The sequence below is a fragment of the Pedobacter frigiditerrae genome (assembly GCF_004331645.1).
GTDB lineage: Bacteria > Bacteroidota > Bacteroidia > Sphingobacteriales > Sphingobacteriaceae > Pedobacter > Pedobacter frigiditerrae.
The window spans coordinates 946,935-962,739 of the sequence record NZ_SJSK01000001.1 but is presented as its reverse complement, the minus strand read 5'-3'; the positions used below and the strand labels follow the sequence as shown (position 1 = coordinate 962,739).

Annotated in this window: 11 protein-coding genes; 3 read left to right on the top strand and 8 right to left on the bottom strand. The window is 36.0% G+C overall.

The window, feature by feature from the left end; all coding sequences use genetic code 11:
• Positions 1–72 precede the first annotated feature (72 nt).
• The 8 genes from trhA to EZ428_RS04120 form a co-directional block, all read right to left on the bottom strand.
• Entirely contained in the window at positions 73–714 is a 642-nt protein-coding gene (gene trhA / locus EZ428_RS04155; protein ID WP_165501701.1) for a PAQR family membrane homeostasis protein TrhA, read from the bottom strand.
• Positions 701–1,096 carry a 30S ribosome-binding factor RbfA gene (gene rbfA / locus EZ428_RS04150; protein ID WP_205945597.1) on the bottom strand — a complete coding sequence of 132 codons (396 nt, stop codon included), beginning with the start codon at positions 1,094–1,096 and terminating at the stop codon, positions 701–703. The genes trhA and rbfA overlap by 14 nt, the downstream gene beginning before the upstream one ends.
• 73 nt (positions 1,097–1,169) lie before the next feature.
• Positions 1,170–2,267: an alginate lyase family protein gene (locus EZ428_RS04145; protein ID WP_131551838.1), complete on the bottom strand. Its 1,098-nt coding sequence runs from the start codon at positions 2,265–2,267 to the stop codon at positions 1,170–1,172.
• 23 nt (positions 2,268–2,290) lie between these two features.
• Complete coding sequence (gene hflX, locus EZ428_RS04140; protein ID WP_131551837.1) at positions 2,291–3,487, bottom strand: GTPase HflX; 1,197 nt, start codon at positions 3,485–3,487, stop codon at positions 2,291–2,293.
• 316 nt (positions 3,488–3,803) lie between these two features.
• Positions 3,804–4,622 (bottom strand): indole-3-glycerol phosphate synthase TrpC, encoded by an 819-nt coding sequence (gene trpC, locus EZ428_RS04135; RefSeq protein WP_131551836.1) that lies wholly within the window; start codon positions 4,620–4,622, stop codon positions 3,804–3,806.
• A gap of 19 nt (positions 4,623–4,641) precedes the next feature.
• A complete protein-coding gene (locus EZ428_RS04130; protein WP_131551835.1) occupies positions 4,642–5,298 on the bottom strand; it encodes an anthranilate synthase component II in 657 nt (218 codons plus the stop codon).
• 37 nt (positions 5,299–5,335) lie between these two features.
• Positions 5,336–6,745 (bottom strand): anthranilate synthase component I family protein, encoded by a 1,410-nt coding sequence (locus EZ428_RS04125; RefSeq protein ID WP_131551834.1) that lies wholly within the window; start codon positions 6,743–6,745, stop codon positions 5,336–5,338.
• Positions 6,746–7,049: 304 nt separating this feature from the next.
• Positions 7,050–7,535, bottom strand: coding sequence for a cytochrome B (locus tag EZ428_RS04120; protein ID WP_225870989.1), 486 nt, complete (start codon positions 7,533–7,535; stop codon positions 7,050–7,052).
• 197 nt (positions 7,536–7,732) lie between these two features.
• Here EZ428_RS04120 and EZ428_RS04115 point away from each other — a divergent pair, with 197 nt between their 5' ends.
• The 3 genes from EZ428_RS04115 (at position 7,733) to EZ428_RS04105 (ending at position 15,597) form a co-directional block, all read left to right on the top strand.
• The gene (locus EZ428_RS04115; RefSeq protein WP_131551833.1) at positions 7,733–10,948 is read left to right on the top strand and encodes a TonB-dependent receptor; all 3,216 of its coding nucleotides are present in this window, start codon (positions 7,733–7,735) and stop codon (positions 10,946–10,948) included.
• A 289-nt stretch (positions 10,949–11,237) separates the two neighbouring features.
• Positions 11,238–14,282, top strand: coding sequence for an amidohydrolase family protein (locus EZ428_RS04110; protein ID WP_131551832.1), 3,045 nt, complete (start codon positions 11,238–11,240; stop codon positions 14,280–14,282).
• Positions 14,275–15,597 (top strand): amidohydrolase family protein, encoded by a 1,323-nt coding sequence (locus EZ428_RS04105; protein WP_131551831.1) that lies wholly within the window; start codon positions 14,275–14,277, stop codon positions 15,595–15,597. Before EZ428_RS04110 ends, EZ428_RS04105 begins: the two co-directional genes overlap by 8 nt.
• The last annotated feature ends 208 nt before the right edge of the window (positions 15,598–15,805 follow it).

Sequence of the window (15,805 nt, the reverse complement as noted above, 5' to 3'; positions counted from 1 at the left end):
TTGTTTGTCATTCCGACTTTGGAGAATCTGTTCCGTTAGATCCTTCGCTTCGCTCTGGATGACAAAGACTTATTAAGCATTAAAAACATAAACATAATTATAGATAAAATGCGATAATGCACCGAAATTCACGAAAACGTGCCATAGCTCGTGACTATGAAAAAATCGATTCATCTGTTTATCTTTTGCGTAATAATAAGTTCCACCAACGTAAAACAAACCGCCTAAAAGTAACCAAGCAATAGCGGCCATTGGTAAGGTTTCCAACATCTTTTTTAGAAATGGAATAACCAAACAACCCATCGCAATGTACAAGCCTGTAGAAATCATTTGGTTTTTAAGTCGGTTAAATATTTTAAGCAAACAACCAATTAAGGCGATTAACCAAACCAATCCGAATAATAACCAACGTAACCAGCCGTCAAAAATAAGTAATGCAGTTGGTGTAAAAGATCCTGCAATCATTAAATAAATGCAGCAATGGTCAAATTTTTGCCAAAACCTTATGCCATATTCTGTTTTAGGAACTGAATGATAAGTTGCACTAACACTAAACAAAATCAGAATCCCAATCCCGTAAATGTAGGCTGCTGAATATTCGAAATAAGTACTCGCTTTTAGCAACAAAAGATACAAAGCCGGAATAGCCAACAAAGCAGGAACAAGGTGTGTGATAAAATTTCCTGGTTCTCGAATGTAGCTATTTTTGCTCATTAGTGTCTTCATCTGAATCTTCTCGCATTGGCCTTTCTCTAGCTATCTTATCGAATATTTTATCCATGTGCTCAACATATTCATTCGTATCATCTACAAAAAATGTAAGTGTAGGAATAACCCTCGCTTGATGGCGAATACGTGAACCTAATTTATACCTAATCTCACTAGAGTGTGAGTTTACAGTAGCTAATGATAAACTTGTATTATTAGTGTTTAAAAAACTTAAATATACTTTAGCCACAGCCAAATCTGGCGATACACGAACTTTTGTAATCGTAACCAATGTATTAGGCAAATAAGCAGCCCCTTCGCGTTGAAAAATAGCAGCAAGCTCTTCCTGTAATAACCCTGCAAACTTCTGTTGTCTTTTACTTTCCATAATTATTGTATTGTCATCCTTACTTGTGCCGATTTTGTATCGGTAGCTTGTCGAAGGACAGTTCAAGCTTTTTTTATCTTTTTACTTGGTTCAAAACGAATTGCCAAGTTGGATATTTTGATTTACTATTAATATTTGTCTGATAAAGCGCCAACATTTTATCATCGAAAAAATCTGCCAAGGCAATACTCGTTCTCGCTTCAGTTGGTTTAAAAAGTGTTCCAGCAATATAACCTTTTTCGCCATTGGCTGCTCTCTTCTTGTCAAAAGACGATTTTGAATTAACCCATTCTGCGTGAGTTTTTTCCCCCGTAAAAAAAGGAACCAGCCAATCTACCGAGCCTTTTAACGAACTTCCTTCTGCAGATTTATAACTGTAAGGGTTATCTCCAAATTTCCCATCACGTTTTAAAATTGTTGCTGCAACCATTAAAGGGTCTACATCATAAATATGATAGTGCAAAGCATCTCTTTCATGGAAATCATAACTACTTCCATCGGAATTTAGGTTTTTAGCAATTTGTTTTTTATAAGTTTCAATTACCCAAAGCTTCAGTTTCTCATCCTTAATTGCCCAAGCTACTTCTGCAACTTCTTTTAGGCGATGCGAGTTCCAGTTATTCATATAAGTTAAACTTTTACCACTTGCTGCTTTATCAAAAGATCTAATTTGCTGTGAACCAACTTTCATTAGCCAAGCAATTGTAGCTAAACTAACATCAGTAGATAAATCACTTTTTACTAAATCATAAGCAAAAATAATCCTGTCTAAGTTTGTATCGTTAATTGGGTTTCCTTGCGGCTGATTTCTTGTTGCCCAACCCAATAAAAACTCACTTGTTTTATTTAAGTATTTTTTATCTCCAGTAATCTTGAAAGCAAAAGCCAAGGCATAAACCTTTTGCATATCCTCTATAGATTTCCAAGTTTTCGTTTTGCGTGGGTCGCCTTGCAAAATACCTTCAGTTAAAAGTGTATCTGCCGGATTTGGAGTTGCCAACAGCGCTTCATCAGCGTCTTTTAATAAACTTTCCCAATGCTTTTTAGCATCAATATCTTTTTTAACAATGCTTTTTAATTTCTTCAGCTCCGCTGCATTTAAACTTACAACCTGAGCATTTGCAGAAACAAATAGAAAACAAAATATACCTAACAAGAAAAGCCTTTTCATTACAACAGGGATTTGGTTATTCGCTAATATAACAACTTATCATATGGATACCTCGAAGTATGCAAAGCTTTTATTTTATCGTAAAGCAATTGTTTAAACTCTTCAATATTTTCCTTTTTAGTTGCCGAAATAAAAATAGCAGGCGCATTGTTATGTGCCATCCAGCTTTTTTTGAAATCTCCCAAAGTTAATGGCGCAATTTCTTCCTCTAAATTAAATTCATCAACTTCTGGCGTAACATAAGCATCAATTTTGTTGAAAATCATAATTGTATCCTTATCTCTTGCACCTAAATCGTTCAAAGTTTCGTTAACCGTGTGTATTTGGTCTTCGAAATTTGGATGCGAAACATCCACCACGTGCACCAAAATATCTGCTTCCCTAACTTCATCCAAAGTAGATTTAAAACATTCTACCAAATGGTGAGGTAATTTTCTGATAAATCCAACTGTATCCGACAGTAAAAAAGGAACATTTTCTATCACTACTTTACGAACAGTTGTATCTAAGGTTGCGAACAATTTATTCTCTGCAAACACATCAGATTTAGACAGCATATTCATAATGGTAGATTTACCAACATTGGTATAGCCTACTAATGCTACACGAATTAGCTGTGTTCTATTTTTACGTTGTGTCTCATTCTGGCGATCAATTAGCTTTAACCTTTCCTTTAATAAAGAGATTTTTTCTAAAATCATCCTTCTATCACTCTCAATCTGGGTTTCACCCGGACCACGCATACCAATACCCCCTTTTTGACGCTCCAAGTGAGTCCATAAACGGGTTAATCGGGGTAATAAATATTGTAATTGTGCCAGTTCTACTTGTGTTTTTGCTTGTGCTGTTTGTGCCCTGCCCGCAAAAATATCTAAGATTAAATTACTTCTATCTAAGATTTTTACTTGCAATTCACGCTCAATATTCCGCAGTTGCGATGGTGATAATTCATCATCAAAAACCACCATATCAATTTCTTCAGCTTTTACATAAGCCTGTATTTCTTCCAATTTACCAGTCCCTACAAATGTTGCCCTATCAGGTTTCAACATTTTCTGCGTGAAGTTTTTTTCTACAGCACCGCCAGCCGTATCAACTAAAAAAGCCAACTCGTCTAAATATTCTTTTGTTTGTTCAGGCTTTTCGCCAGGTGTTATTACGCCAACAAGAACAGCTCGTTCTTGCTTAATGGCGGTATCATAAGTTTTTTGCTTTCCCATGTATAATACAAAGATACGAAATCTATTATCGAATGTTTTTGTGCTTACAAAACCTTACGTTGAGATTAATGTTTGCCCAAATACTAAAAAATGCCTAAAAGATTTATTTGAAAAGGAAGGTCTAATTTCGATTGGTTAATTCAGCCCCGCTGTTCGTTTTACTCGCTACGCTCGTGTTCACTACCATCAGGTTTAGAGAAATAAGGTTTGTTCAACTATTGAGGGTTGCAAAGTTTATTAAAAAAACAAACCATATAAACATAGGCTTCATAGAAGCATTACTTATGTTTACTATGTGCCTATGTGGTAAAAAAGACTAAAGTTGTGCTACAAATTCCTTAATCGCCTGCCCAGGATTATCAGTTTTCATAAAGTTTTCTCCAATTAAGAACCCATTAAACCCTGCAGCTTTTAGTTCTTTAATTATTTGCGGATTATCAATTGCACTTTCAGAGATTTTCAAAAATTCATTGGGTATTTTATTCACCAAATCAAATGAAGTTTGGATGTTTACCGTGAAATCTCCTAAGTTTCTGTTGTTAACACCAATGGCATCTAAATGCGGACAAATAGATTTCTCTAGTTCTTCTAAATTATGAACTTCCAACAAAACATTTAGACCTAAACTTTGAGCCAATTTGCCAAAATCTATAATTTGTGGTGGAGTTAAAATAGACGCTATTAATAAAATGATATCTGCTCCCCAAGCTTTCGCTTCTAAGATTTGGTATTCATCTATCATAAAATCCTTACGCAAAATAGGAATTTGATTTACTGCCCTAGCTTGATATAAATCTTCGGCTTTTCCACCAAAAAAGTCTTTATCTGTTAGTACTGAAAGTGCAGAAGCTCCAGCTAAATTGTAAGCTTGAGTTACTTCGGCAACATCGGCTGTGCCATTAATTAATCCTTTAGATGGCGAACGTCTTTTAAATTCAGAAATAATTCCAGTCCGTTTTTCATCCAATAAAAAGTCTTTAAAAACTAATGGATTTCTATTAAAATTCGGATTAGCCTCTAACTCTGCAATCGAAACTTTTTGTTTCGCAGCAGCAACTTCTTCCAGTTTTCGAGTAACTATTTTACCTAAAACCCCTAAATCCCCTATAGGGGACTTTTCCGTTTCAGTTTTCATATCTTTTTGCATAGTATATTTACTTTGGGTTTTCAACTCCCCCTTTAGGGGGCTGGGGGGTTAACCAATTTTTCATCATTTGTTTGCCATCCGGCGTAAGCACACTTTCTGGGTGAAACTGTACGCCGCAAACATCAAATTCTTTATGCCTTAAAGCCATGATTTGTCCATCGCCATCAATTGCGGTTACGGTTAAACTTGCTGGTAAATCTGCTGGGTTAACCACCCAAGAATGATACCGGCCAACTTCAATCGGTTCTATACAACCTTTAAAAGTTAAATCATCTTTATCTAAAACGGTAATTGGTGTGGCAATGCCATGCATCGGTCTGCCTAGGTTTAACAAACTCCCGCCAAAAACTTCGGCAATTGCCTGCTGACCTAAACAAACTCCCATTATACTTTTGGTTGGAGCATAGGTTTTAATAACATCTAACAATAATCCCGCTTCTTCGGGTATGCCTGGCCCAGGTGAAAGCAAAATTTTATCGTATGCTGCCACATCTTCCAGTGCAAATTTATCATTTCTCCAAACTACAGCCTCATAGCCTAATTCATTAATTAAATGGACTAAATTATAGGTAAAACTGTCGTAGTTATCGATTACTAAAATTGGCTTTACCCCTAAATCCCCTAAAGGGGACTTTGAATCTCTATCTTTATTACTCTGACTCATATTTTTATTTTGGTTTTTCAATTCCCCCTTCAGGGGGTTAGGGGGTTATCTCCTCTGCCATTGCAATTGCTTTACGCAATGCCGCTATCTTATTATTCACTTCGTTTAATTCATTTTCTGCAATAGAATCGGCTACAATTCCTGCCCCTGCCCTATAATGCAAATGGTTATTTTTACTCATGAAAGTTCTAATCATAATCGCATGATTAAAATCATCATTGAAACCCATGTAACCAATCGCTCCTGCATAAAAATTACGACCTAATTTTTCATACTGATCTATCAATTGCATAGCTTTATATTTTGGTGCGCCACTTAATGTTCCTGCAGGATAAGTATCGGCAACTACCTTAAAAGCACTCACGCCATCTTGTAAATTTCCACTCACTTTAGAGACCAAGTGAATTAAATGCGAATAGTATTGAACTTCTTTAAACGATTTCACTTCTACTCCGCTACAATGCCTACTTAAATCATTCCTTGCTAAATCTACCAACATCACATGTTCAGCACTTTCTTTAGGATCTGCTTCTAATTTTTTAGCCAATGCCACATCTTCTTCGTCATTCCCTGTACGTTTAAATGTACCTGCAATTGGGAAAATGTTAGCTATGTTATTGTTGATGGTAATTTGCGCTTCGGGTGATGAACCAAACAATTTGAAATTGCCATAATCGAAATAAAATAGATATGGAGACGGGTTAATGGAGCGCAAGCAACGATACACATTAAATTCATCGCCCAAAAACGCCTGGTTAAAAGCTCTCGATGGAACAATCTGAAAAACATCACCGCGATAAATATGTTTCTTCAACTGCTCCACCATATCCATAAAACCTTCGCTAGTTAAATTAGATTGTTCTTCACCATTGGTTTTAAAACTATATTCTGGGAAATTTTTATTTTGAATGATGTATTCGATTTTTGCTAAATCTTCATTCTCATCTTCGTTAAATGAGTTTTTAACTAAAGTTACTTCATTCTTAAAATGGTCTATCGCGATGATATATCTGTAAACGTGATATTGCATCGTAGGTATTTTTTCATCATCTGGCGTAGCTGAAGTAAATTTAATATCTTCAAAATGCTGAACAGCGTTCCAAGTAAAATAACCAAATAACCCAGTAGAAATATGCTTTTCCTTTGTTTGATTAACCGGTTTAAATTGTGCTTTGAAAGCAGCAATTTCTTCGGTTAATAAAAATTCCGTTTTACTTTCTTTTGTTCCATCAGGAAAATACGTGTTCAATACGCCATCTTGCAAAATAATTCCTGCAACTGGTTCAGCACAAACATAACTGGTGGCATTTTCACGACTATGGTAATCAGAACTTTCTAATAAAATGGTATTCGGAAAAACATCACGAAGGCGCAAATAAATACTTACTGGCGTTGTGGTATCTGCTAGTCTCTTTTTGCTATGTGATTGTATATTGTATGTTTTCATTCTTTTTTACTTTACGTCATTTCGACCTTGGGAGAAATCTGCTTTTTTAGATATCACGTCGTTCTTCCTTAGATATGACGAATTTAATTATAACAAAAAACCCGGCGTGTGGTTACGTCGGGTTTTGAAATGTGGTTTAAGTTTAGGTTTAGGTTGATAAACTATAAGGTGCACAAAGCTACGACGAAACTCTCTTCAGAATTACCACGCCATTGCCAAGTGTTTGTTTTATTGCTAATCATTGTGTGACAAAAATATACAAAAAGTTAAGAAATCAAAATATTTTGAATTTTTTATTTGAATGCTAAGAAACTCCAAAAAATGTTTTCGAAGAATCAGCTTTAGTCATCATGTAAATTGCTACAATAATAAACACCAAAGCTAAACCAAAGAAAATGGCAATGTTTTTATGTTTTGCAACCGCATCAGTTACTTTTTTAGACTTAGCATTACCAACTGTGATTAAGATAATAGCTAAAATCATGATGCTGATATGTTCCATTTTCCAGTAACGGCCAATTGCTTCTGAAGAAGGAAGTTTGGTTAATGGGCTTAAAAAATATAGCACTAACCCAAATAATAATTGAATGTGTGCACTAACTAAAGTGAAAACATTAAGCTTTCTATTTCCTTCTGTGTAAGTTTTTTTACCAAACCATCCAGCTAAAGCTTGGATAACAGCAACAACAAGCAAGATAAAAACAATGTATCTCCAACCTGAGTGTGCGCTTTTTAAAATACCGTATAAACTCATATCCTTTTTTATTTCAAAATTACCACTTTTTGTCATTCAGAACGCAGTGAAGAATCTATTTAGAAATTTTCTTGATTGTTCTCGTGCTCCGCAAGCAATTTACAAACTTTCTTAACATAAAGATAATCCAAAAATACACTTTAAGGTATAGTGTTTACAATTTCTTAACCACATAGTGGAAATCACTTAATTTTTGAATTAGAGTTTTGTGAAAAATTAATTAACAAATCATCATGAAGAGAAAATTACTCTTATTATCTTTTTTAATGCTTGGTTTGCTGTGGAATGTCAAAACTTTCGCACAAACAACACAAGCATCCATTTCAGGTGTAATTACAGACGAACAGAAAAAACCAATACCCGGTGCTTCTGTGGTTGTTAAAAATGAATCTACTGGTTTTACAACCAAAACTAGCACAAATGCTAAAGGTGATTACACTTTTAAAGAACTTCCATTAGGTGGCCCTTACACTATTAAAGTTTCTTACGTGGGCTTAGGGGAGCAAACATTAGCCGGTTATATGCTTAACCAAGGCGATTTAGTTAAAGCAAACATCGCTATGCAAAATACTGCTCAAACCTTACAAGCTGTACAAATTAATGGCAATGGATTAAAAAACAAGGTGCAACAGTTTGGCGCATCTACAGAAATTTCGGCAAAAGCAATTACGCAATTGCCTGTAAACGGTCGTAACTTTTCTTCGCTAATGGATTTATCTCCATTGAGTCGTGGAGGTGGTATTTCTGGCCAATTAGGTTCATCAACTAATTACACCATTGATGGTATGAATGCTAAAAACCCTACATCTGCTGGAAGTACAACAAGTAGAAGTGGTGCTCCATACTCTATCTCAATTGAAGCAGTTAGAGAGTTCAAAGTTGTTACCAATCAATATGATGTAACTTTTGGTCGTGCTGGTGGTGGTACCATTAGCGCAGTTACTAAATCAGGTACTAACCAAATTAGTGGTAGTGCGTTTTCTTATGGTCGTGCAGATTGGTTGGCAAGTCCGTATGATATTAGAGGTGTAAAACGTGATAATGACTTCTCAACTTATCAATATGGATTTACTTTAGGCGGTCCAATTATTAAAGATAAGTTACATTATTTTGTGGCTTGGGACCATCAAAGAGATGCTCGTCCGTTAATTATTGCAGACATCAATGGCCCTGCAGATGAAGCTAGATTTAATATCACTAATGCAACATTAAACAGCTTTCAAGCAGTTGCACAAAGTAAATATGGCGTAGCAAACTCAGATCAATTTGGTTCATTTGCTAAAAAGCGTGGCTCTGATGCAGCTTTTGCACGTTTAGATTGGCAGATTAACGATAAAAATTTATTAACTATTCGCGATAACTATACAAATGATAGAAATCCTTTAGGCTTAGCTGACAATACTGCTATCAACTTTTTTGAAAGTTATGGTAATGATAAAAACGTAGACAACAGTTTATTGGCAACCTTACGTACAACTGTTAATAGTAAAATAACCAACGAATTAAAAGTTCAACATTTATATACTTACCAAGCAAGTACACAAAACGACCAGTTAGGATTTGCTATTCCAAGAGCAATTGTAGGTAACTTAACTTCAGTTTTATCTGACGGAACCACAAAGTCTACTTCAGTTCAAATTGGCGGTCATCGTTTCGGACAAGAAGGTTTTACTAACAATGTTTTCCAATTAGTAGATAACTTTTATTACAATACCGATAAATTCAAATTTACTTTTGGAGCTGATTTAATGTACACTGACGCTACTTCATTATATGGCAGTGAAGTAAACGGACGTTTTGAATATACAAACAGTGGAAGCGGTGCAACAGCTCAAACTTCTCTTCAAAACTTCACTAATTTAATTCCTAACCGCTTTTACCGTGAAGTACCATTGGTTGCAGACCCAACCGTAACTGCTGGCATTTGGAACGCGGCCATATATGGTCAAGTTCAAACCAAATTAGGTTTAGGTCTTGATTTTACAGGTGGTTTACGTTTAGATTACAGCAAATATCCAACATCTCCTTTAAATCAAACTTTGTTTGATGCATTGAACGTTAGAACAGACCACGAGCTTTCTCAATTATTATTACAACCTCGTATCCAGTTAAACTGGGATATCAATGAAAAACATACTGATTATGTTCGCTTTGGAGCAGGTATCTTTGGTTCTGATGTAAATAACTATGTAACCATTAACAACCTTACTTTTGATGGTAAACATTTAGCAACAGTTGATGTTTTTGGAGTTGATGTACCAACGCCAAATTTCCCTGGCTATAGAGATGGTTCAGTTTCAACACCTTCGTTAACTGCTTTCCAAGTGCCTACCATTAATACTTATGCAGAAGATGCCCAAGTACCAGTAGTTTACAAAGCCAATTTATCATACACTAAATTACTAACTGATAAGTTGAAGATTGGAATAACGGGTTATGCAACCTTAGGTCGTCATAATTACATGTATGTAGATAGAAATATGGTTGCCAATCCATTCTTTAGTTTAACCAATGAGGATAACAGGGGTGTATTTGTACCATCAATTCCAGCAAGTGGTGCGGCAGATTGGAAAACTGGACGTTTAAACACTCAATTTGGTAGAGTATTAGAATTAAATAGCAAAGGAAAAGTAAATCAATTTGCTGCTGTAATTGATGCAACTTGGCAGTACTTTAAAGATGGTGAAATTACAGCAAGTTACACTTTAAATGATACTAGGGATAATACATCATTTAATGGTAACGTAGCCAATTCAGCAACTTTATCACTTGCCGTAAAAGATGACCCAAGGGATTTGAGCAATATGACTTATTCAGACAATCATTTCCGTAATAAAGTGGTGATTTATGGTACATTACCAACATTCTACGGTATAAAAATTGGTGTCCGTTATTCGGGTATTGGTGGAACTCGTTATAGCTTGCTCTCTGGTGCAAACAACAATGGAGACTTTGTGGCAACAAATGATTTGGCCTATATTTTTGATAGAAATAACCCTAGTACACCTGCTAATGTTAAAGCAGGCTTGCAAACTTTATTAGACAACCCATTGGCAAGTCAGAGCTTAAAAGACTATATCTTAAAATATGAAGGGAAAATAGCAGAGAGAAATGGTGGGGTTAATGATTTCTTTGGTCTAGTAGATTTAAGAATTAGCAAAAAAATTAAACTTTATAAAACTCATAATATTGAAATTTCTGGAGATATTTTCAATCTAGGTAACTTATTGAACAAGAAATGGGGTGTAACTGAAACGTTAGGTTCACAAGCACTTTATGCATTAGGCATACCAGAAGTAAAAAATAGCGCTGGTGTAGTTACTTCTCCAGCCGTACCAAATTACAATACCACAACTAAAGCATTTACCTATCGTGTAAACAATTCTGGTGTTGTAAACCCTTCTGGTAATCCATATCAGTTCCAATTAGGTTTCCGTTACGGATTTTAAGAACTATAACCTGCTAAAAAAAGCTATCCACTTAAAAATGGGTAGCTTTTTTAGTTTAATTGTTTTTTTTTTCTAAAAATCTTTATACTCAGCTCCACTAAGTATAATAATGCAATTGAAAATTTTATAAATTCTCTGCATTTTTCTAATAAAGGCCATTAACAATACCCCTTTCATTTTAATGAAGCCAATTATTGAATTTTTTGCCCCAAAAATTGTAAAATATAGGATAGAATTTATTTAAATCTTTATTTATCAATAGATTTAAGGACTTAACAAACTAAACATTATGAAGAAAATTTTACTAGCGCTAGCGTTGGTGTTTTCTACTGCATTTTTGTTTGCTCAGCAAACTTATCCCGTAAATGGCTCTTATGACATTAGACAGGGATTGTATGCTTTTACAAATGCAAACATTGTAGTTAACGCCAACCAAACTATTAGCAACGGCGTGTTGCTAATCAAAGACAAAATTATTCAATCTGTGGGAACAGGAACGGCTATCCCAAAAGGTTATGTAGTAATTGATTTAAAAGGAAAATATATTTATCCTTCTTTAATTGATGCTTTTACTTCTTACGGAATTCCAGAGGCACAACGTGCCGCCGCCGCAGGTGGTTTTGGAGGTTTTGGAGGAAGACAATCTATTTTTACCTCGACAAAAAAAGGTGCTTACAGCTGGAACGAGAGTATTCGTCCAGAAACTGAAGTAAGAAGCATCTTTACAATCGACGCTAAAAAGGCAGACGATTTACGTAAAGCTGGTTTTGGTAGCGTAAACGCAATTAACCGTGATGGTATTGCTCGTGGAACTTCTGCTGCCGTTACTTTAATTGATGGCAAAGAGAATGATGCGATGCTTAACGACCAAACCGCAGCAAACTATTCGTTTAACAGAGGTACTTCTAGCAATGATTATCCTTCTTCATTAATGGGTTCTATCGCATTGTTACGCCAAACTTATTTAGATGCCGCTTGGTATAAAAACCAAAAAGAAGAATACAATATCTCTTTAGAACAGTTTAACAAACAACAAGCTTTACCTCAAATTTTTGAGGCTGATGGTTGGGCAAATATCTTACGAGTTGATAAAATTGCAAAAGAGTTTGGCAAAACCTTCATCATCAAATCAACAGGAGACGAATACCAAAGAATTGATGCCGTTAAAGCAACTGGCGCAACTTTAATCATCCCTATTAACTTCCCTAAAGCGTTTGATGTAGAAGACCCTACTGAAGCTAGAAATTTAAGCTTAGCTCAATTAAAAGGCTGGGAATTAGCACCAACAAACCCTGGTGTTTTAGAAAAAGCTGGAGTTAAGTTCGCTTTAACAACCACTGGCTTAGATGCACCAAGTGCATTTTGGGCAAGTGTTCAACAAGCCATCACCGCTGGTTTAACAGAAAAACAAGCTTTAATGTCGGTTACAGAAATACCCGCAGCAATGCTAGGTATTAGTGATAAAGTTGGTTCAATTGAAAAAGGTAAATTGGCCAATTTCTTAATTACTTCTGATAACATTTTTAAAGCTGGAAACATCATTTATGAAAATTGGGTGCAAGGTAAACGCTTTGTAGTTAGCAAAATGGATGTTACCGACTTACGTGGTACTTATAATTTAAATATTGACGGAATTGGTTCTACTGTATTAAGAGTAACTGGCACCGCTGCTGCACCAATGGCCGCAATTGAGCGTTTAGGTGCAGACAGTGTTAAAACTAATGCAACTTTTACCCGTAGCGGAGATTGGGTAACCATTACTTTCAATTTAAAGAAAAATCCAGTTGGCGATGTTCGTTTAAGCGGCTTTTTAACTAGTGCAAGTCCTGTTGCTTTTAGTGGCGATGTAATTGTAAATTCAATTGCTGCCGGTCATTGGAGTGGAACTTTTAAAGAAGCGGCTAGAGAAATGCCAAAACGCGACGAACCTGTTAAAGCCCCTGCAACATTAGGCTCGTTAATTTTCCCTTTCATCGCTTTTGGAACGGATAAGTTACCAGCTCAAGAATCAGTTTTACTCAAAAATGCAACGGTTTGGACCAACGAAAAAGAAGGCATTTTACAAAATGCAGATGTACTTTTAGAAGGTGGAAAAATTAAGGCAGTTGGTAAAAATTTATCGGCTGGTTCTGCTAAAGTAATTGATGCGACTGGCAAACACATCACTGCTGGTATAATTGACGAACACTCACATATTGCCGGAAGTGGTGGTATAAATGAAGGTGCACAATCAGTATCTTCAGAGGTTCGTATAGGAGATATCTTAACGTCAGAAGATGTGAATATATATCGCCAGCTGGCTGGTGGTGTTACTACCTCTCAAATCTTACATGGTTCAGCAAACCCTATTGGGGGCCAATCACAACTGATTAAATTACGTTGGGGTAAATTGCCAGAAGAGTTAAAATTTGCAGGTGCTGATGGATTTATCAAATTTGCATTGGGAGAGAATGTTAAACAAAGTTCTTCTCAAAATAACCAACGATTCCCTGCTACACGTATGGGTGTTGAGCAAACATTTGTTGATGCATTTAGTCGTGCAAAAGACTACGAAAAAGCTTTATCGGTTAAAGGTAATAACGTTCGTAGAGATTTAGAATTAGATGCTTTAGTAGAGATCTTAAATAACAAACGTTTCATCACTTGTCACTCTTACGTACAAAGTGAAATTAATATGTTGATTCACGTTGCTGATAGTTTAGGTTTTAAAATCAACACTTTCACTCACATTTTAGAAGGTTATAAAGTTGCTGATAAAATGAAAGCTCACGGTATTGCTGCTTCAACATTCTCAGATTGGTGGGCTTACAAAATGGAGGTTCAAGAAGCTATCCCATATAATGGAAAAATTATGCACAATGTTGGTATTACCACTGCATTTAACTCTGATGATGCTGAAATGGCTCGTCACTTAAATCAAGAAGCTGGTAAATCGGTATTATACGGTGGTGTGCCAGAAGAAGAAGCATTGAAATTAGTTACTTTAAATCCTGCCAAAATGTTGCACATAGACAACAAAGTTGGAAGTTTAAAAGTTGGTAAAGATGCTGATGTTGTAATCTGGTCTGCCAATCCACTTTCTATTTACGCTAGAGCCGAAAAAACTTATGTTGATGGCATTGCTTATTGGGATATGGACCGTGATGCACAAGTTCAAGTTGCTCAAAAAGCAGAAAAAGCTCGCATCATCCAAAAATTATTAGAAAGCAAAAATGCTGGTGCTCGCACACAACGTCCAATGGGCGAAAGAACACCAAGACTTTATCACTGTGAATCTCAGGAAGATTATTGGGCAGAATTAAATCAAATGGAAGGAGAACACAATCATGAATAAGTATTTAAGTACAGCCATCGCTTTGTTTGCATCGGTAAGTTTAACTTATGGCCAAGCAAATATCTCTCCTGCTAAACCTCAATCTCAAAAAACCGTTGTAATGGGTGCAATCATCCACACTGGAGATGGAAAAGTGATTGATAATGGCTATTTAATTTTCGATAAGGGTAAAATTATTGGTATTGGAGATGCTACAGTAGTTAAGTTAGCTTTAACAGATGCCAAGATAATTACTGCAAATGGAAAACACATTTATCCCGGCTTTATCTCGCCAATAACTAATTTAGGTTTATTAGAAATAGAATCTGTTAAAGCTACAAAAGACGATTCGGAGCTTGGAGAAAACAATGCTCACATTCGTGCCCTAATTGCTTATAATACAGATTCGAAAGTGCCTGCAACATTACGCAGCAACGGTATCTTAATGGCTCAAATTACACCTGCTGGCGGCACCATTTCTGGAAGCTCATCTGTAGTGCAGCTTGATGCTTGGAACTGGGAAGATGCGGCTATTAAAAAGGATGATGCAATGCACATGACTTGGCCAGTTGCCCCAAGAGGCAGAGGTTTTGGTGGTGGCGGCGGTGGTAGATTTGGCGCAGCAGCTGGTCCAGCTGTAGACCCTAACGAACGTATCAATGCCGTAATTGCAGAATTAAACAAGTTTTTTACTGAAGCTAAGTTATATACCGAAACTACGCCAACGGTTACGAATACTCGTTTAGCGGCGATGAAAGGCTTGTTTAATGGTTCACAGAAACTGTTTATCACAGCAGATGGTCAGAAAGAGATTGTTGGCGCTGTTAATTTTGCAAAGAAATTTGGCATTACCCCAGTAATTGTTGGTGGAGATGATGCTTATTTGTTAACCGATTTCTTAAAAAGCAACAATGTAACGGTTATAGTTAAACAGCCCCACGCTTTACCAAACAATGCTGATGATGATGTAAACATGCCATACAAAAACGTTGCTGTGTTAAGTAAAGCAGGTGTAAATGTTGTAATCAGTATCGATGGTTTTTGGCAACAACGAAACTTACCTTTTATGGCAGGAACAGCTTCTGCTTGGGGAATGAGTAAAGAAGATGCACTTAAAACCATTACCCTAAATGCTGCAGTAGCATTAGGTGTAGATAAAACAGTTGGTAGTTTAGCTATTGGCAAAGATGCTACTTTCATTATCTCGGCAGGTGATGCATTAGATATGGTGACAAATAAAGTTGAACAAGCATTTATCCAAGGAAGAGATATTAACCTAGATAACTTGCACAAGCAACTAGATAAAAAATTCAGCGATAAATACGGAATAAAATAGCCGGTTCAGTTGGTAAAAATCTAAGCCACAGATTCGCAGATTTAGTTTATAATCTGCGAATTTGTGGCTTCTTTATGTATTAAATTCGATAACTATTTTCTATCATGGTAACTCCAGGTTTAACAATAACCGAATAGATTTGCCATTCGCCCCTATTCCTTATTAGTGAAAATGGCGTGTCGCAGTGTAACTCTTGTACAATATAAGT